This is a genomic window from Qipengyuania aquimaris (assembly GCF_020171965.1).
GTDB classification, from domain to species: Bacteria; Pseudomonadota; Alphaproteobacteria; order Sphingomonadales; family Sphingomonadaceae; genus Qipengyuania; species Qipengyuania aquimaris_A.
Genome location: NZ_JAIUZK010000001.1, coordinates 811,554 through 828,254 on the forward strand (window position 1 = coordinate 811,554; position 16,701 = coordinate 828,254).

General features: G+C 62.9%; 19 protein-coding genes and 1 tRNA gene. 13 read left to right on the top strand and 7 right to left on the bottom strand.

Annotated features, from left to right (window positions below):
- Window positions 1-114: 114 nt before the first annotated feature.
- The 3 genes from LCM24_RS03925 to LCM24_RS03935 are packed head-to-tail and all read left to right on the top strand — an operon-like array spanning window position 115 to window position 2,133.
- Window positions 115-297, top strand: a complete 183-nt coding sequence (locus LCM24_RS03925; RefSeq protein ID WP_090476279.1) for a NepR family anti-sigma factor — start codon at window positions 115-117, stop codon at window positions 295-297.
- A complete protein-coding gene (locus tag LCM24_RS03930) occupies window positions 297-905 on the top strand; it encodes a sigma-70 family RNA polymerase sigma factor (protein ID WP_224802828.1) in 609 nt (202 codons plus the stop codon). Before LCM24_RS03925 ends, LCM24_RS03930 begins: the two co-directional genes overlap by 1 nt.
- A 52-nt stretch (window positions 906-957) precedes the next feature.
- Window positions 958-2,133, top strand: a complete 1,176-nt coding sequence (locus LCM24_RS03935) for an AI-2E family transporter (protein WP_224802829.1) — start codon at window positions 958-960, stop codon at window positions 2,131-2,133.
- 57 nt (window positions 2,134-2,190) lie between these two features.
- Here LCM24_RS03935 and LCM24_RS03940 read toward each other — a convergent pair whose 3' ends face one another.
- Window positions 2,191-2,802: a superoxide dismutase gene (locus LCM24_RS03940; protein ID WP_221563644.1), complete on the bottom strand. Its 612-nt coding sequence runs from the start codon at window positions 2,800-2,802 to the stop codon at window positions 2,191-2,193.
- Window positions 2,803-2,965: 163 nt separating this feature from the next.
- Here LCM24_RS03940 and glmM point away from each other — a divergent pair, with 163 nt between their 5' ends.
- From glmM to thiD, 3 genes are read left to right on the top strand one after another with little or no spacing between them, the layout of a single operon-like run.
- Window positions 2,966-4,303, top strand: coding sequence for a phosphoglucosamine mutase (glmM, locus tag LCM24_RS03945; RefSeq protein ID WP_224802830.1), 1,338 nt, complete (start codon window positions 2,966-2,968; stop codon window positions 4,301-4,303).
- Complete coding sequence (locus LCM24_RS03950; protein WP_224802831.1) at window positions 4,303-4,527, top strand: DUF1272 domain-containing protein; 225 nt, start codon at window positions 4,303-4,305, stop codon at window positions 4,525-4,527. The genes glmM and LCM24_RS03950 overlap by 1 nt, the downstream gene beginning before the upstream one ends.
- Entirely contained in the window at window positions 4,524-5,324 is an 801-nt protein-coding gene (gene thiD, locus LCM24_RS03955; RefSeq protein WP_224802832.1) for a bifunctional hydroxymethylpyrimidine kinase/phosphomethylpyrimidine kinase, read from the top strand. The genes LCM24_RS03950 and thiD overlap by 4 nt, the downstream gene beginning before the upstream one ends.
- 19 nt (window positions 5,325-5,343) lie before the next feature.
- On the opposite strand, the gene LCM24_RS03960 is transcribed toward thiD, so the two are convergent.
- Both LCM24_RS03960 and LCM24_RS03965 read right to left on the bottom strand, forming a co-directional pair.
- Window positions 5,344-6,228, bottom strand: a complete 885-nt coding sequence (locus LCM24_RS03960; protein WP_224802833.1) for an LOG family protein — start codon at window positions 6,226-6,228, stop codon at window positions 5,344-5,346.
- 71 nt (window positions 6,229-6,299) lie between these two features.
- Window positions 6,300-6,375, bottom strand: a tRNA-Trp gene (locus LCM24_RS03965).
- Window positions 6,376-6,462: 87 nt separating this feature from the next.
- Here LCM24_RS03965 and aat point away from each other — a divergent pair.
- Window positions 6,463-7,146 carry a leucyl/phenylalanyl-tRNA--protein transferase gene (aat, locus tag LCM24_RS03970; RefSeq protein ID WP_224802834.1) on the top strand — a complete coding sequence of 228 codons (684 nt, stop codon included), beginning with the start codon at window positions 6,463-6,465 and terminating at the stop codon, window positions 7,144-7,146.
- Here aat and LCM24_RS03975 read toward each other — a convergent pair.
- From LCM24_RS03975 to LCM24_RS03990, 4 genes are all read right to left on the bottom strand, one after another.
- Window positions 7,095-7,580, bottom strand: a complete 486-nt coding sequence (locus LCM24_RS03975) for a DUF2155 domain-containing protein (protein ID WP_224802835.1) — start codon at window positions 7,578-7,580, stop codon at window positions 7,095-7,097. The two genes, aat and LCM24_RS03975, sit on opposite strands and share 52 nt — an antisense overlap.
- 2 nt (window positions 7,581-7,582) lie before the next feature.
- Window positions 7,583-7,981, bottom strand: a complete 399-nt coding sequence (locus LCM24_RS03980) for an NADH:ubiquinone oxidoreductase subunit NDUFA12 (protein WP_090476298.1) — start codon at window positions 7,979-7,981, stop codon at window positions 7,583-7,585.
- 61 nt (window positions 7,982-8,042) lie between these two features.
- On the bottom strand, window positions 8,043-8,555 hold the full coding sequence (locus LCM24_RS03985; protein ID WP_224802836.1) for a DUF192 domain-containing protein: 513 nt from the start codon (window positions 8,553-8,555) through the stop codon (window positions 8,043-8,045).
- Window positions 8,556-8,559: 4 nt separating this feature from the next.
- Window positions 8,560-9,144: a RecX family transcriptional regulator gene (locus LCM24_RS03990; protein ID WP_224802837.1), complete on the bottom strand. Its 585-nt coding sequence runs from the start codon at window positions 9,142-9,144 to the stop codon at window positions 8,560-8,562.
- 130 nt (window positions 9,145-9,274) lie between these two features.
- Between LCM24_RS03990 and LCM24_RS03995 the strand changes: the two genes are divergently transcribed.
- The 6 genes from LCM24_RS03995 (at window position 9,275) to LCM24_RS04020 (ending at window position 16,697) form a co-directional block, all read left to right on the top strand.
- Window positions 9,275-11,008 carry a fatty acyl-AMP ligase gene (locus tag LCM24_RS03995; RefSeq protein ID WP_224802838.1) on the top strand — a complete coding sequence of 578 codons (1,734 nt, stop codon included), beginning with the start codon at window positions 9,275-9,277 and terminating at the stop codon, window positions 11,006-11,008.
- Between the two features lie 119 nt (window positions 11,009-11,127).
- A complete protein-coding gene (locus LCM24_RS04000; RefSeq protein ID WP_412093788.1) occupies window positions 11,128-12,378 on the top strand; it encodes a toxic anion resistance protein in 1,251 nt (416 codons plus the stop codon).
- 10 nt (window positions 12,379-12,388) lie between these two features.
- Complete coding sequence (locus LCM24_RS04005; RefSeq protein WP_224802839.1) at window positions 12,389-13,147, top strand: hypothetical protein; 759 nt, start codon at window positions 12,389-12,391, stop codon at window positions 13,145-13,147.
- Window positions 13,147-13,455 carry a polyhydroxyalkanoic acid system family protein gene (locus LCM24_RS04010; protein WP_090476309.1) on the top strand — a complete coding sequence of 103 codons (309 nt, stop codon included), beginning with the start codon at window positions 13,147-13,149 and terminating at the stop codon, window positions 13,453-13,455. The genes LCM24_RS04005 and LCM24_RS04010 overlap by 1 nt, the downstream gene beginning before the upstream one ends.
- Window positions 13,456-13,590: 135 nt before the next feature.
- Entirely contained in the window at window positions 13,591-14,127 is a 537-nt protein-coding gene (locus LCM24_RS04015; RefSeq protein WP_224802840.1) for a biliverdin-producing heme oxygenase, read from the top strand.
- Window positions 14,124-16,697, top strand: coding sequence for an HWE histidine kinase domain-containing protein (locus LCM24_RS04020; protein ID WP_224802841.1), 2,574 nt, complete (start codon window positions 14,124-14,126; stop codon window positions 16,695-16,697). Before LCM24_RS04015 ends, LCM24_RS04020 begins: the two co-directional genes overlap by 4 nt.
- The last annotated feature ends 4 nt before the right edge of the window (window positions 16,698-16,701 follow it).

A 16,701-nucleotide genomic window follows, 5' to 3' on the forward strand; every position in this document is an offset into this window, starting at 1 on the left:
TGGAACCCGATTCCTCCTGTGGCGTTACGGGTGGACTAGAGGGATCGTAACGAGCGACATGGCCAAAACTACCGGGCACTCCCGTCGCGAGGACAAGGACGTATTTTTAGCACGATGACTTCTCCTGCACCTTCCGAAGGAAAGCTGCCCAAGGGTAACGACCGGACGTCGACAAGTAAGAAGGAAAGCCAGCCCGAGTGGGCCAATGGCTTGCGCCAGCTTTACGACTCCGTTGTGGACGAGCCGCTTCCTGATACATTCAAGGATCTCCTGTCGAAATTGGACTCGAAGGACTGATGGGAAGTGAGAAGCGGACGGCTTCCGAAAAAGCCGACTTCAAACGCGAATTGACCGAGGTCGTCCCGCACCTTCGCGCCTTCGCGCGCGGCCTCTGCGGCCGTGCCGACATGGCCGACGACCTGGTACAGGAAACGCTGCTCAAGGCCTGGGCGGCACAGGAACGCTTCCAGCCCGGCACCAGCATGCGTGCCTGGACCTTCGTCATTCTGCGCAATGCCTATCTGACAGACATGCGCCGTAATCGCTTTCGCGGCGAATATGACGAAACGGTTGCCGAGCGCGTGCTGACCGCACCTGCGGGACAGGAGGAGCCGATCCACCTGTCCGACATGCACCGCGCCCTGCTGACGCTCCCGCCGGAGCGGCGCGAAGCGCTGTTGCTCGTCGGCGCGGGCGGTTTTTCCTACGAAGAGGCAGCGAATATCTGCGGCTGCGCCGTCGGCACCATCAAGAGCCGTGTCGGCCGTGCGCGTGCAACGCTCAATTCGATGCTCGCAGACGGATCGATCCCCAAGCGCTCGATCGACGACGACACGGCCCATCGCGCAATCCTGGAAGAGCTCGACGAAGTCGCCGCCGGCCAGGGCATAGCGTCACGCAACTGACGGGTGATCCCGCGCTTGTCCCGCCGACCGCTGCACGGCACATAGGCCAGACATGACCGACCAAGAGCCTGCACCGCAAACGCCGCCCCCGGTTCGCCGACCGGGTCAGCGCAACGCGTTTGCGCAGCAGGAGCTGCGGCTGATTTCGGCGCTCGTGCTGTTGCTCGGCGTGGGCCTGTTCCTTGCCCTGCCCTTCGTTCTGTCGATCGGGGCGATCGTTTTCCTCCCCGTAGTCACCGCGGTTATCCTGACTGTCATCCTGTCGCCGCTGGCGGATAAGCTCAATGGCTGGGGCCTGCCCAATGCGCTCGCCTCGCTGGTTTCGCTGCTGGTCTTCTTTGCGATCCTGCTTCTTGCGCTCGCGCTGATCCTGCAGCCTGCAATCACGCTTTTCGACGAATTGCCCGCACTGGTGCAACGTGTGGGCGAACGCTTCGGGGAATTGCAGGAGCGTTTTTCGTGGGTCGCCCAGGTCAACGACCAGCTGGCCGACCTGATGGCCCGCGAAGGACAGCCGCGCGAGGTCGTCCTCGCCACTCCGAGTTTCCTGGAGGAAATCGCCTTCGCCACCCCGACGGTGGTGATCGAGGTGATCCTGACCCTCCTCATGGCGTTCTTCATGATCGAATCGCGCATTCGCCTGCGCCAGAAACTGCTTTTCGGCCGAACGAGCTTCGGGACCAGCATCAAGGCGGCGCGCGTGCTGCGCGAGGTGCAGGACCGAGTGGCCGCCTACATCCTCACTGTCGGCTGGATCAACGCGCTGGTCGGCGTGATCGTGGCGCTTGGCGCATGGGCGCTCGGCGTCGATGCCCCGATCATGTGGGGCGGACTTGCCGCCATTCTCAACTTCCTGCCGTATATCGGCCCGACCCTGATGGTCGGCCTGCTCGCGCTATTCGGGATCGGGACGGCCGACACGGTCTTGCTGGGCCTCGTTCCGGCCCTCGCCTATCTGGGCCTCCACACGATCGAGGCCAACGCCATCACGCCCTCTATCCTGGGCGCACGGTTCACCATGAACCCGGTCATGATCCTGATCGCCCTGTCCTATTTCACCTGGATCTGGGGCGCGTTCGGGGCGTTGCTCTCGGTCCCGATCCTGCTGATGCTGACCGCCTTGTTCGACCATATCGGCAGGCCGAACCTGGTCGGCTTCATCTTCGGCGAGCCCTTGTTCACCGCCAGCGTCTTCAGCGACGAGAGCGACGAGCAACCCTCTTCCTGACACAAAAAAGCCCGCCGCACCGGAGTGCAGCGGGCCTTCCCTTAAATCTTGCCAGACTTACGAGGGGTAGGTCCAGGTCGAGCCGCGCGACAGGTTGTCGTGGGCGAAGCTCCAGTTCAGCTTGCCGCTGACCGCGTCGAGATAGGCCGGACGCGCATTCTGGTGGTCGAGGTAATAGGCGTGCTCCCACAGGTCGATGACGAGCAGCGGGTTCACCCCTTCGTGATCGGCAAGCGTGTCACCGTCATGGGTTTCCTCGATGGAAAGCTTGCCGTCCTTTTCCGCGAGCCAGACCCAGCCGCTGGCGAAGTGGCCTGCGCCGCGATCCTTGAGCTTGGACTTGAGTTCGTCGACCGAACCGAAGGACGCTTCGATCATGCTCTTGAGTTCATCGGAAATCGACGTTTCCGACGGAGCCATCGAGTGCCAGTAGAAGCCGTGGTTCCAGCTCTGTGCGGAATTGTTGAATAGGCCCTGGTTGCTGTCACGCGCTGCGGCGATGACTTCTTCGAGGCTCTTGTCCGCAAGATCGGTGCCTTCGATCGCGGCATTGGTCTTGTCGATATAGGCCTGGTGATGCTTGCCGTGGTGGTAGGACAGCGTCTTGGCGGACACGGCCGGCTCAAGCGCAGTGTCGTCGTAAGGCAGGTCGATCAGCTGAAATGCCATGAATGGATCCCCTTTTCGGTATTCGTGTTGAACTTTCGGTTTGCCCAGACAACGCATGGGCAGGCACGAGGTTGCATAGCGGCTCGGAAAAATGGCGCCATGGCTTTTATTCCGCATCAATCACGGCCAAGAGGCGGTCACAGACAAGGGAGCGCATAGAGAAATGTCACGCAAATTCTTCGGCACCGACGGCATTCGCGGACGCACGAACGAGGGTGTGATGACCGCCGCCACTGCCATGCGGGTCGGCCAGGCCGCGGGAACGCACTTCCTGCGCGGCGGTCACCGGCACCGGGTCGTCATCGGCAAGGATACGCGGCTGTCCGGCTACATGATGGAAAGCGCGCTGGTGGCAGGGTTCACCAGCGTGGGCATGGATGTGATCATGACCGGCCCCCTGCCCACCCCGGCCATCGCCCTGCTCACCCGCGAAATGCGCGCCGACCTCGGCGTCATGATTTCGGCCAGCCACAATCCGTACGAGGACAATGGCATCAAGCTGTTCGGCCCCGACGGCTTCAAGCTTTCCGACGAGGCCGAAGCATCGATCGAACTGCTGCTCGAGCAGGAGCCGCTGCTCGTCCAGGCCGACCGCATCGGCAGGGCTCGCCGGATCGACGACGCGCGCGGCCGCTATATCCACGCGATCAAGCAATCGGTGGCCAGCGACATCCGTTTCGACGGGCTGAAGGTCGTGGTCGATTGCGCCAACGGGGCCGCCTACCAGGTCGCGCCGTCGGCGATCTGGGAACTGGGTGCGGATGTTATCGCCATGGGCGTCGAGCCGGACGGCACCAATATCAACCGCGATGTCGGCTCCACTTCGCTCGATGCGATCAAGGCCCGCGTGGTCGAAGAAGGTGCCGATATCGGAATTGCGCTCGATGGCGATGCCGACCGGCTGATCGTGATCGACGAGAAGGGACGCGCGGTCGACGGGGACCAGATCATGGGTCTGATTGCATCCCGGCTTCATGCGCGCGGCGACCTGACGGGTGGCGGCGTGGTGGCAACGGTGATGAGCAATCTCGGGCTGGAGCGCTATTTGCAAGGCCAGGGCCTGACGCTGGAGCGCGCCAAGGTCGGTGACCGCTATGTGCTCGAGAAAATGAAGCAAGGCGGCTTCAATATCGGCGGCGAGCAATCCGGACACATGATCCTTCTCGATCATGCGACCACCGGTGACGGCACGGTTGCAGCGCTGCGCGTCCTTGCCAGCCTGGTGCGATCGGGCAAGCCGGCCAGCGAGTTGCTGCACGTCTTCGACCCGGTGCCACAGCTTCTCAAGAATGTGCGCTATTCGGGCGGCAAACCGCTCGAGGCCGACAGCGTGAAAGCAGTCATCGCGGAAGCGGAGAAGGAACTCGAAGGGACCGGACGCCTCGTAATCCGGCCTTCCGGCACCGAACCCGTAATCCGGGTGATGGCGGAGGGCGACGATGCCGCGCAGGTGGAGCGGGTCGTCGACCGGATTTGCGATGCCGTAAAGGATGCCGCCTGATGCTGGAGATGCGGCCCGATTGCGAGCGCTGCGGCGCGGATACGCCGGCAGATAAGCCAGGCAGCTTTATCTGCAGCTTCGAATGCACCTTCTGCACCGAATGCGCGGATGAACTGGACGATCTGTGCCCCAATTGCGGGGGCGAGCTGATGGACCGGCCGACGCGTTCGGCAAAGCTGCTCGATAAATTCCCCGCAAGCACCGTGCGAAAGCACAAGGGATGAGCGGCGCCCCTCCCCGCATCCTCACCATCGCCGGGTCGGACAGTTCGGGCGGTGCCGGTATCCAGGCCGATATCAAGACCATCACCATGCTCGGCGGCTATGCGATGAGCGCAATCACCGCAGTCACGGCCCAGAACACGCGCGGCGTGCAGGGTATCGAGGTGATGCACCCCGAACTTGTGATGGACCAGGTCGAAAGCTGTCTTGGCGACATCGGGGCCGATGCGATCAAGATCGGCATGCTGGGATCACCGCAGATCGCAATGCAAATGGCAGAGCGGCTCGACACCTTCGCCGGACCGATCGTCTTCGACCCGGTCATGGTCGCGACCAGCGGCTCCGAACTGGCGAGCGAGGCCACCATCGGTGCGTTCGGCGCGCTGATGGAGATTGCCACCATCGTCACTCCCAACCTGCCCGAACTGGCAGCGTTGACCGGACGCGAGAGCATTGCGGACGAAGACGTCTTCGATGCCGCGCGCGAACTCGCGGAGAAACACGATACCGTGGTCCTGGCAAAAGGCGGGCATGGCGAAGGGGACGAGGTGCTCGACCGCGCGGTTTCCTCCACCGGCAAGATCGCCAGCTTCGGCCATCATCGCATCGACACACGCCATACGCACGGGACCGGCTGCACGCTGTCGGCCGCGCTGGCGACGTTCCTCGCCTATGGCCAGCCGACCACCCACGCGATCAGGCTGGCGCGCGGGTTCGTCTATGCAGCGATCGAGAATGCACCCGAATTCGGCGAAGGCTCAGGCCCGCTCGGGCACCAGGCGGTGCGCAAGCTAGGCTGAGCCTTCCGGTTTGCAGGCCTTAGAGGCCGTAGAAATTGCTGATGTGCTGCCAGGCGTCCTCGGCCGTTTCGCACCAGCGGAACAGGTCGAGGTCCTTCTTCGAGATCGTGCCTTCTTCGGCAATCGCCTCGAAATTCACCACGCGCTTCCAGAAATCCTCGCCGAACAGCAGGATCGGCATCGGCTTCATCTTGCCGGTCTGGATCAGCGTCAACAGTTCGAAGAATTCGTCGAACGTTCCGAAGCCGCCCGGGAACACCGCCACCGCACGCGCGCGCAGCAGGAAGTGCATCTTGCGCAGGGCGAAATAGTGGAAGTTGAGCGAAAGGTAGGGCGTCACATAGGAGTTCGGAGCCTGCTCGTGCGGCAGGATGATGTTGAGGCCGATCGATTCGCCGCCCGCTTCGCTGGCGCCGCGATTGGCAGCTTCCATGATCGAGGGACCGCCGCCCGAACACACGACGAACTGGCGCTTGCCGTCTTCGATGATCGACTTTTCGGTCGCCATTTTCGCCAGCTTCATGGCTTCGGCGTAATACTTGCTCTTGGCGACGAGGCTTTCGACGACCTTGCGCTCGTCTTCGGGCAGGTCCTTGGCACCTTCCAGTGCCGCCTCCGCCGCTTCGGGCGGGGGAATGCGGGCGCTGCCGTACATGACCAGCGTCGAGCCGACACCGGCTTCATCGAGGATCATCTCGGGCTTGAGGAGTTCGAGCTGGAAGCGAACCGGGCGCAGTTCCTCGCGCAGGAGGAAGTCCTTGTCCTGGAATGCCAGCTTGTAGGAGGGATGTTCGGTCTGCGGCGTGTGCTTTTCGAGCCCCTTCTTTTCGAACTGGGCTTCCTGCTCTGCCGGATAGAATTTGCGATCAGCGAGATCGCGCTTTTGCTTTTCTTCTTCTGTCATGACCCGCGCGATAGTGCGCGGAGCCATCATCGACAAGCCATTGAAGAGGAAATGGCCTTCCCGGGAGGGAATGGCAGGGGTGACAGGATTCGAACCCGTGGCCCTCGGTTTTGGAGACCGATGCTCTACCAGCTGAGCTACACCCCTGCAGCCGAGGGCGCGCATTAGTCGCAACGCGCCCCGCTGGCAAGATGCGTATCGCATATCTGCGCAAACTGTTAGGAACCGCGCACGATGCACGCCCCCGTCCCCGAAACGATTCCCGTCGATCTGCTGTTGCATGCCTATCGCAGCGGCGTTTTCCCGATGGCCGACCACCGGGACGATCGCGAAGTCTACTGGGTCGAGCCGCGCGAGCGGGCGGTGATCCCGCTGGACGGATTTCGCATGTCGTCGAGCCTGCGCAAGATCCTGCGCCAGAACCGATTTCGCGTTAGTTGCGACACCGACTTCGCCGCGATCATCGCGGCTTGCGCCGAACCGCGCGAAGAACACGCGGAAAGCTGGATCAGCCACCAGATCGAGGAAAGCTACATCGGCTTGCACAAGGCCGGCCATGCCCATTCGGTAGAGGTGTGGCGCGATGAAGAGCTGGTGGGCGGGCTATATGGCGTCGCCTTCGATCGTGTGTTTTGCGGGGAGAGCATGTTCAGCCGCGCCGACAATGCCAGCAAGGTGGCGCTGGCGTGGCTCGTCGCCGCGATGCGCGAGGCGGGATACCGCCTGCTCGACTGCCAGTTCATGACCGACCACCTCGCCTCACTGGGCGCGGTAGCCATGCCGCAATCGGATTACCTGCAATTGCTGCGGGCGGCGCGCGGAGAGCCCCAGGGTTCGATCCCGCAGAGCATCGCTGCGGCGAACGCTCATTCCTCGCCCGGAAACTCCATCGCGCAGTCCTTGACCCAGACGTCATAGATCGGGTGCTCGACCACGTTGAGGCTGGGCGAGTTCTTGAACAGCCAGCCGGAGAAGACGCGGTTGAATTCGTTCTGGCTTCCGCGTTCGCGCACAAGGACCTGAACGAAGGCGCCCGTTTCCTGCGGCATTTCCCACGGAGCGGTCCGCTCGCACGAAGCGAGGCTGATGATCACATCGCCCACGCGCTTCTGTTCGCCCGGACGCATTTCGAGGTCCTGCGTTTCATTGTTGCGCTTATTGAGCAGGCCGATGGTCGCCACGCGCTCTTCCAGCGGAGTGCCGATCCCCGCTTCCGCAGCGACGACTTCGGGCAGTTCGACACGCTGCAATTCTTCAGGAATTTCAGTGCTGACCGCTTCCGGCTCGGGCGGATCCTGCGAGCAGGCGCCAAGCACCAGAGCAGCGCCGAGGAGCAGGCCGGTGCGGGCCATGATCAGGCGTCCGGCGACCAGGCTTCGTAATCGCCGACTGCGCGCGCACGCTTGCCACCACGCTCCAGCGCGCCTTGCGGGCGATAGGCGTTGCCGGTGCCGGTTGCGTTCGGCGTGTAGTCGGCTTCCCAGATGCGCGGAGCGGGCAGGAAACTTTCAGGCACATCGTCACCCGATCCGTGCAGCCAGCCATGCCATTCGGCAGGGACGCGGCTGGCGTCGTTGGCGCCCTCGTAGATCACCCAGCGGCGTTCGCGCTGGCCTTCGCCCTTCTTCTTGGAGCGGTAATACTTGTTACCCTGCGCGTCGGTGCCGACGTGTTCGCCATTGCGCGAGGACCACAGCATCGTGCCGATGGTGGCACCGTTCCACCAGGTGAAGATCTTTGCGAGAGGATTCATAATTCGCGCGCCTAGCTGATTCCCGCGCGCGCGCCAAGCGCATGCGTGGTGTATTTCGCCCTCACCACTCGACCAAATCGCCGGGCTCGATGCCGAGCTCTTCGGCAAGGCCGCCGCGAATCTCCAGCACCCCGCTGGTCACACCCACCGAATAGACCGATTCGAGCGAATAAGGCTCGGTCATGGCGGCGATATTGAGGATGCGTCCGTCGGTCCCGATAAAGATGATGTCGAGCGGGAGCGGCGTGTTCTTCATCCAGAAGCTGCGTGCGGTCTGCGGCTCGCTCGGGAAGATCATCGCCTCGTCGTCCGCCAGTTCGGTGCGGAACATCAGGCCCTGCGCCTGCGCCTCGCGCGACTGGGCGAGTTCGGTGCGGAAGGTGTGGACCGTGTCGCCGCTGCGCACGGTAACCGGGATGATCTGCAAGCCCGAGATCGGGTGCACCGCCTCTGCCTGCTGCGACGCGGCGCTGGCCGGTTCCTCGGCGGTCCCGGCAGGCGCACAGGCGGCCATGGCAAGCGCAAGGCAGATCGCGCCGCTGCGCAGTACCGGCAAAGCAATCTCGAACTTCATTCCATCAATCCCACAGATCGGCTTCTTCAAGCCATTCTTCCAGCGCCGCCTCGTCGGCAGCGGAGAGGATGGCCTGAGCGTGGGCGAAGGTGTGCCCCGCCCTAACCATCGCTGCAAGCTGCTTTTCATTCCGTTTGTGACGCATTTCGCGCGTCTCGTCTGCGGGAGGCGTGGAGAAAGGCCCGAAACGCCTGCGCCGGGCCAGTGCCAGCGCCGCCTCGCGCGCTTCGCGTTCGCCGGGGGCGAGTTCGCTTCGCAGTCCTTCGTCGATACCCGCTGCCCGAAGCGTTTCGTCGACCCGCCGCGCGCCATATCCGCGTGACAGCAGGCCGCCCGCCTTCATCTTCCCGTACCCGCGATCGTCGACATAGGCCTTGTCCACGAAATCGGCGACGAGGGCTTCGATACCGGGATCGCCTTCGCCCTCCCAACCACGCTCGCGCAGCTTGCGCTTGAGGTAGCTTTCCAGCTTGCCCGCACTGGTCGCAAAGCGCGCTACGTAGGACAGGGCCAGGTCGCGCAGCCGCGTGCGGTCGAGCGGCTTGGGCTTGCGACGAGTTCGGCGCTGTGTTGCGTTACGATCAACCATCGGCCATATTCGTGCCACAGTCCTTACCGAATGGGAAAGCTCGATATAGCGTTGCGACAGTGATCGTGGCGCATAGGGATCATGAGGGATGCCGCAAGGCTCTGTTATTTCACGGGAATCGCGAAAACCTATGACCGACGCCGCATTGACGCCGACGCCTAATGATTGCGACCTGCCACGGCGCAGGGCCGATTTCGCCACCTTCAACGAGGCGGTGGATTATGCCGCCCACAGCGAAAAGGGGCTCAATTTCCACGATATGCGCGGCGACCTCGTTCGCCCCTATCCCTTCAGCGAAATGCGCGAGGATGCGCTCAAATTCGCGCGCCAGCTGGCCGCTTACGGCATCGGCAAGGAAGACCGCGTCGCGCTGGTTGCGGAAACCTGCCCCGAATTCGCCGCGCTGTTCTGCGCCTGCACCTATGTCGGCGCCTGGCCTGTCCCGCTGCCCCTGCCCACCGGCTTCGGCGGCAAGGAAGGCTATATCGACCAGCTTTCGGTCCAGCTGCAGAGCAGCGATCCCAAGATCCTGATCTATCCCGAAGAAATTGCGGAAATGGCCAAGGCCGCCGCCGACCGGCAGGGCTGCGACGGGGAAAGCTGGCAGGAATTCGCCAATCGCCCCGATCCCGAATGCGACCTGCCCGAAGCGCAGCCGGAGGACATTTGCTACCTCCAGTATTCCAGCGGTTCGACGCGTTTCCCGACCGGTGTCGCCGTCACGCACGAGGCGCTGCTGCACAACCTCTTCGGCCACTCGACCGGCGTGGACCTTGGCGAAAACGACCGGGTGGTCAGCTGGTTGCCGTGGTACCATGACATGGGCCTCGTCGGCTGCCTGCTCTCGCCCATCGCGAACCAGGCATCGGTCGATTATCTAAAGACCGAGCATTTCGCCCGCCGTCCGCTGGCATGGCTCGACCTGATCAGCCGGAACAAGGGCAATACGCTCAGCTATTCGCCGACCTTCGGCTATGACATCTGTGCGCGCCGCATCTCCAGCCAGAGCCATGTGGACGAGCGCTTCGACCTCTCGCGCTGGCGCACTGCCGGCAATGGCGCGGACATGATCCGTCCCGACGTCATGCAAAGCTTCGTCAACGCGTTTGCGCAGGCCGGATTCAAGGCCAGCGCCTTCACGCCGAGCTACGGCCTTGCAGAGGCCACACTCGCGGTCACCGTCATGCCGCCGGGCGAAGGCATCCGCGTTGAGCTGGTCGAGGAAGAACGCCTCTCCGGCCGTCCGCGCAATCTGAACAGCCCTGCGCGCTACCGGGCGATCGTCAATTGCGGCAAGGCGCTTCCGGGCATGGAAGTCGAGATCCGCGACGAGAAGGGCGCGGCCAAGGCCGACCACCAGATCGGCAAGGTCTGGTGCCGCGGCACCAGCGTCATGCACTCCTATTTCCGCAACGAGGAAGCGACCGAGGAATGCCTGGTCGACGGCTGGCTGGACACGGGCGACATGGGCTATCAGGCCGATGGCTACCTGTTCATCGTGGGCCGCGCGAAGGACATGATCATCATCAACGGCAAGAACCTCTGGCCGCAGGATATCGAATGGGCGGTCGAGCAGCTGCCCGGCTTCAACCACGGCGACATCGCCGCCTTCTCGGTCGATACCGACAATGGCGAAGAAGCGCCCGCCGTGCTGGTCCATTGCCGCGTTTCGGAACCCGAAGAACGGATCAAGCTGCGCGACCAGATCGCCGACAAGGTCCGCGGCGTAACCGGCATGAGCTGCGTGGTCGAACTCGTGCCGCCGCGCACTTTGCCGCGCACCAGTTCGGGCAAGCTCAGCCGGGCCAAGGCGAAGAGGCTTTACCTGTCGGGCGAAATCCAGCCGCTCGAACTGGCCGCCTGAAGCCTTATTACTGTCAACTTGAGGCTTTGTAGCTGCCATCGCGTGATGGCACCTTGAAACTCGTGTTATAGAGACCTAATACAGAGAAGAGTAATCTTCCGGGAGGTCTGCGTAAATTCATGAGTGACGAAAAGCCACAGGCAGCCGCTGCCACGCCCGCTGCGAAGCCCGCCGCTACCGCCACGATGGCGCCGCCGGAATTCGACCTGACGCCGCCCGATCCGGTACCGGCTGTCGCGCCCGAAAAGGCTGCCGGCCTCGTCCCCGTATCGGACGAAGTGAAGAGCAAGCTGGAAAGCAAGGTCGACGGCTTCGTCGACGATTTGATCGCGCAGGACGCGAACTCGCCCGAATTCGGCAAGAAGGTCGACCAGCTCACCAACATGGGCCGCAAGGAAATCATGGCGGCGGCAGGCATGTCGAACCGCTTCCTCGATCGTCCGGTCCGCGCGATGGACAAGGACGAAGGTGTCGGCGCGAACCTCGCCGAACTGCGCCGCGTGGTGGAGGATCTCGATCCGGGCAAGCGCGGCAAGCTTTCGGGCACGCGCAAGATCCTCGGCATCATTCCCTTCGGCAACAAGCTGACCAACTACTTCCGCAGCTACCAGAGCGCGCAGACGCACATCCAGTCGATCCTTTCGAACCTTGCCAGCGGCAAGGACGAGCTGATCATGGACAATGCCGCGATCGACGTCGAACGCCAGAAACTGTGGGAGGCGATGGGCAATCTGGAACAGATGATCCACATCTCCAACACGCTGGACGGCAAGCTGGAGGAAAAGGCCGCCGAACTCGACGCGACCGATCCGGCCAAGGCCAAGGCCGTGCGCGAAACCGCGCTGTTCTATGTCCGCCAGCGTACGCAGGACCTGCTCACCCAGATGGCCGTGAGCGTGCAGGGCTATCTCGCCCTCGACCTCGTGAAGAAGAACAACGTCGAGCTGGTGAAGGGCGTCGACCGCGCCAGCACCACGACCGTGGGCGCGCTGCGCACGGCGGTGACCGTCGCCGAAGCGATGACCAACCAGCGTCTCGTGCTGGGCCAGATCACCGCGCTCAACGACACGACTGCAGGCATTATCGATAGCACCAGCACTATGCTGCGCGACCAGACCGGCAAGATCCACGAACAGGCCGCCGCCAGCACCATCCCGCTGGAGACGCTGCAGCGCGCCTTCCAGAACATCTACGACACCATGGACGAGGTCGACGAATTCAAGATTCGTGCGCTCGATTCCATGAAGCAAACGGTCACGCTGCTTGGCGAAGAGGTCGAAAAGTCGAAGGGCTATATCGCCCGCGCCGAAGGCCAGGCCCAGGCGCAGAAGCAGGTGGCGACCAGCGACCTGTTGAGCATCGAGGGATAAGGGAACAGCCTTGAGCGACCTAAGCCGAGATTCCGACCGCATCCTTTCCGAAGGCAGGGCGCTCGTGCGCGACAACCGTGAGGGTGGCCGCCATCGCCGCGCCGTGTCGATCGGTGAAGGATCGGCCCGGGTTCGCCGCAAGAACTGGACCAAACGCCTTACCTATTTCGTCGGCGCCGTTTTCACGATCCTCGTTGCGGGATCGGTCGCCGGGCTGGTGCTCGACGGGATCGGTTTCGTCGGCGTGATGGCGATCGCTCTCGCGGTAGTCGTGGCTGCAGCGGTCTTTTCGAACTACCCCAAGGTGAAAATCCCCAAGCGGAGCGACATCAACCGGGGCGATGTGAAGCAGATGGTGAGCCGCACCGAGCTATGGCTCGAAGCGCAGCGCCCTGCCCTGCCCCCGCCAGCCGTCAATCTGGTCGACCAGATCGGCGTGCAGCTCGATAATCTCGGCTTCCAACTCGAGGGCCTCGACCAAAACCACCCCAAGGCCCGGGAAATCCGCAGCCTCGTCGGTGAACAGCTTCCCGAGATGGTCGATAGCTATCGCAAGATCCCGGCGCATCTCCGCACTGAAAAGCGCGCCGGGGCAACGCCGGACGAACAGCTGACGGGCAGCCTGTCCAAGATCAGCGGCGAAATCGATTCTATCACGCGCCAACTGGCCGAAGGTTCGCTCGACGATTTGGCGATCAAGCACCGGTTCCTCGAATACAAGTTCGGCGAAGGTGCCGAGACCAGCCCACAACTGGAGCACAAGAGCTGATGCGCGTCCCGATTTCCCACGATCTTCCCAAGGAAGAAGTGCGCCACCGCCTCTCCAGCCGCAGCCATGAAATCGCCGATGTCGTGCCCGGCGGCATGGCGGAAGTCGACGTGTCATGGCCGAACGAAGACACCATGGCGGTGAATGTCGTCACCATGGGGCAATCGCTGAATTCGCGGGTCCTGATCGAGGACAAGCAGGTGGTATTCGAAGTCGACCTGCCGATGGCGCTGAGCTTCGTGAAACCAATGATCGAAAGCGCCATCCGCTCTAAGGGCGAGAAGCTGCTGAGCGCCCCCAAAACCTGACCCGCGATTTTTTCCGCTGCGGCGGGAACTCCCTTCGCATTCAATCGCTTGATCACGAAGACCGTCATTCTGGCGGTTTCTTCGTGTTTGCTTGTCGTCCCCCGATGACCGAATGCGACCGCGGGGGGAGCGGGTTTGAGACAGAGACTACGCGCGGCCACGGCCTCGCTGCATGACCGACTAGACGACGCGATGGGCGGCCTGCCCGTCGGTGATGACACCTCTTTTGCCCGGTTCCTGACCATCCAATACGCCAGCCGGCGCTATCTCGACGCGGGCTTCTCCGATTATCGGCCCGCGCAGGTCGGCGCTCCTCCCTCGCAAATCGACCTTATCGCCCGCGATCTCCATGCGCTGGGGAGCGAACCGGTTGAAATTGCGGGGAGCGCATCGTTCGGATCGACCGCCGCGGCATTGGGCGCGGCGTGGGTCCTTTCAGGTTCGTCCATGGGAAACCGCGCGATGCTGGCCCAGCGGCGCAAACTCGGTCTCGACCATGCCGACGCTTTTCTGGCCGACCCGAGAATGCCTGCCTATTTCCGAACTCTGCTGCCCCTGCTAGCGGGCGATTTCGACACGTTTGAGCAAGACCAGATGATCGACGGCGCAACGCTCGCCTTCACCGTATTTCTGGACGTGCTCGCCCGATCCGAACTGAAAGAAGCCGCATGAGCGCTCCCGACTACCAGGTCGATCTGACCAATTGCGATCGGGAGCCGATCCACCAGCTTGGACGCATCCAGAGTTTCGGCGCGCTGGTCGCGGTCAACACCGATTGGCTGGTCTCCCAGCGATCGACGAACCTGGAAAAGATGCTCGGGCTCGACGGAGAGGTCGAGGTCGGAAGCAGGCTCTCCAATGTTCTTGCCGGCCCGGCAGTCGATCAATTGCGCAGCGCGGTGAGCGGTCTCATCGACGATGACCAAATCGAACGCTTGTTCGGGCTGGACCTGCGCGGCGACGGCACGCTGTTCGATTGCGCCCTCCATTGCTCCGGCCCCTATTCGATCATCGAGATCGAGCGGCACAAGCAGGGCGATATCAGCCGCCAGCTCGGCCTCCTGCGCCCTGCCATGCAGCGCCTCGAAAAGCTGACCGACCTCGACACCTTGCTGGAAGAGGCCGCCCGACAGGTACGCACGACGCTGCATATGGACCGCGTCATGATCTACCGCTTTCACGGCGATCTTTCAGGCGAGGTTGTGGCAGAATCAGCGCGCGGCGATCTCGAGAAATTCCACGGGCTCCGCTATCCCAAATCGGACATTCCCGCCCAGGCGCGCGAACTTTATGTGCGCAATCGCTTTCGCATCATCAGTGACGTGAACGACGAGCCGGTCGCGATCGAACCCGGGATAACCGCGGAAGGGTCGCCGCTCGACCTGTCGATGAGCACCTTGCGTGCCGTCTCTCCCATCCACATCGAGTATCTGCGCAACATGGGCGTCGAAGCTTCGCTCTCGATCTCGATCGTAATTGGCGGAAAGCTCTGGGGCCTCTTCGCCTGCCATCACTACTCGCCCAAATTCCTGCCCTATTCCCAGCGCACTGCAGCCGAACTCTATTCCGAGATGGTCTCGCTGCTGATCGAACGGGCGCTCAACAAGAGACAGTCGCAGCTCCGCGATCGCGGACGCGAGGTTCATGACCGGCTGATGCGCGATATCGTCGCCGGGCAAAGCCTGCTGCAAAGCCTGCCCACCCTCGATCCGGTCATCGGGCAGATCATTCCGCATGACGGGATCAGCATCTTCGTCGACGATATCTACAAGCTCAACGGCAAGGGACCGAACGAGGAAGAATTCCGGGCGCTCGTCAAATCCCTCAATGCCGCAGCGACCAGCCGGGTGCTGGCGGTGGACGAACTACCCGCGCGTTTCCCACGCGCCGAGCGGTTCGCGGACCGCGCTGTCGGGGGCTTAATCATCCCGGTATCGCGGTCGCCGCGCGACTATCTCGTCTTGTGGCGGTCCAGCCTCGACCAGGTCGTCACCTGGGCTGGAAATCCCGAAAAGCCGGTCGAAATGGGTCCGAACGGCGCGCGCCTGACCCCGCGCAAGAGCTTTGAGGCGTGGCAGGAAACGGTCGAGGGCAAGAGCAGCCCGTGGACCGAAGGCGAGCTGCAAATGGCCGACCAGCTGCGCGTGAGCCTGCTGGAAATCATCCTGCGCCTGACAGACAAGGACCTGGAACAACGACGCAAGGCGCAAGCGCATCAGGAACTACTGATCGCGGAACTGAACCACCGCGTGCGCAACATCCTCAACCTGATCCGGGGCCTGATCAACCAGTCGCGCGGGGATGCGCGTGATATCGAAACCTTCACCGAAATCGTCGGCGGCAGGGTTTCCGCGCTGGCACTTGCACACGACAACATCACCAAGGGCAATTGGTCATCGGCCCCGCTTGGCGAATTGATCGACAGCGAGGCGAAGGCATATCTCGCCGGGAAGACCGACCGCCTGCGGGTGACCGGTCCAGAAGCCCAGATCAATCCCGAAGCCTACACGGTGCTCGCCCTTGTCATCCACGAGATGATCACGAACTCGGCCAAATACGGGTCCTTGAGCGACAGCATGGGCTTGCTCGAAATCACCACCCGGCGCGACTACGACGATTCGCTCGTAATCGACTGGACGGAAAGCCAAGGTCCGCCGGTAAGGCCCCCGTCCCGGCGCGGCTTCGGATCCACCATCATCGAGCGCTCGATCCCGCACGAACTGGGCGGCGAGGCGCGGGTGGATTACAAGCTTAGCGGCGTCGAAGCGAGTTTCCGGGTTCCCGACCGTTTCGTCGAGTGGGACGAGGCTGAGCAGGCCGCGACCTCCCCTGCTGACGGCGAAGCGAATGCCGTCCCAAACCCGGGAGCAGACAGCGACACCAAGCCGGCACCGGGGAGCATGTTGCTGGTCGAAGACAGCATGATCATCGCCCTCGATGCCGAAGATTGCCTCAAGGAACTGGGCGTGGCGCAGGTACGCGTGGAAAGTTCGGTCGCAGGCGCAATGGAGGCGCTGGCGAAGAACGACTTCGAAGCCGCCATCCTCGACTACAATCTCGGCGGCGAGAACAGCGAGGCAATTGCCAAGGAACTGGCCGGACGCGGGACCCCGTTTTGGATGGCTACCGGCTATGGCGAGATGAAGGACCGCGTCGAAGAGCTGGGCGCGCGAGGACTGCTGACCAAGCCCTATGGCAAGAAAGAGCTCGAAAAGCTGCTATCCGATTTATCCGGCAGCTGACCTG

Excerpts from the sequence above, each read along its gene's own strand:
- LCM24_RS03995 (WP_224802838.1), top strand. The coding sequence starts at position 9,275 with ATGACCGACGCCGCATTGACGCCGACGCCTAATGATTGCGACCTGCCA.
- LCM24_RS03935 (WP_224802829.1), top strand. The coding sequence starts at position 958 with ATGACCGACCAAGAGCCTGCACCGCAAACGCCGCCCCCGGTTCGCCGA.
- LCM24_RS04000 (WP_412093788.1), top strand. The coding sequence starts at position 11,128 with ATGAGTGACGAAAAGCCACAGGCAGCCGCTGCCACGCCCGCTGCGAAG.
- glmM (WP_224802830.1), top strand. The coding sequence starts at position 2,966 with ATGTCACGCAAATTCTTCGGCACCGACGGCATTCGCGGACGCACGAAC.
- thiD (WP_224802832.1), top strand. The coding sequence starts at position 4,524 with ATGAGCGGCGCCCCTCCCCGCATCCTCACCATCGCCGGGTCGGACAGT.
- LCM24_RS03940 (WP_221563644.1), bottom strand. The coding sequence starts at position 2,802 with ATGGCATTTCAGCTGATCGACCTGCCTTACGACGACACTGCGCTTGAG.
- LCM24_RS03950 (WP_224802831.1), top strand. The coding sequence starts at position 4,303 with ATGCTGGAGATGCGGCCCGATTGCGAGCGCTGCGGCGCGGATACGCCG.
- LCM24_RS03960 (WP_224802833.1), bottom strand. The coding sequence starts at position 6,228 with ATGACAGAAGAAGAAAAGCAAAAGCGCGATCTCGCTGATCGCAAATTC.
- LCM24_RS03975 (WP_224802835.1), bottom strand. The coding sequence starts at position 7,580 with ATGGCCCGCACCGGCCTGCTCCTCGGCGCTGCTCTGGTGCTTGGCGCC.
- LCM24_RS04020 (WP_224802841.1), top strand. The coding sequence starts at position 14,124 with ATGAGCGCTCCCGACTACCAGGTCGATCTGACCAATTGCGATCGGGAG.
- LCM24_RS04010 (WP_090476309.1), top strand. The coding sequence starts at position 13,147 with ATGCGCGTCCCGATTTCCCACGATCTTCCCAAGGAAGAAGTGCGCCAC.
- aat (WP_224802834.1), top strand. The coding sequence starts at position 6,463 with ATGCACGCCCCCGTCCCCGAAACGATTCCCGTCGATCTGCTGTTGCAT.
- LCM24_RS03985 (WP_224802836.1), bottom strand. The coding sequence starts at position 8,555 with ATGAAGTTCGAGATTGCTTTGCCGGTACTGCGCAGCGGCGCGATCTGC.
- LCM24_RS03930 (WP_224802828.1), top strand. The coding sequence starts at position 297 with ATGGGAAGTGAGAAGCGGACGGCTTCCGAAAAAGCCGACTTCAAACGC.
- LCM24_RS03980 (WP_090476298.1), bottom strand. The coding sequence starts at position 7,981 with ATGAATCCTCTCGCAAAGATCTTCACCTGGTGGAACGGTGCCACCATC.
- LCM24_RS03990 (WP_224802837.1), bottom strand. The coding sequence starts at position 9,144 with ATGGTTGATCGTAACGCAACACAGCGCCGAACTCGTCGCAAGCCCAAG.
- LCM24_RS03925 (WP_090476279.1), top strand. The coding sequence starts at position 115 with ATGACTTCTCCTGCACCTTCCGAAGGAAAGCTGCCCAAGGGTAACGAC.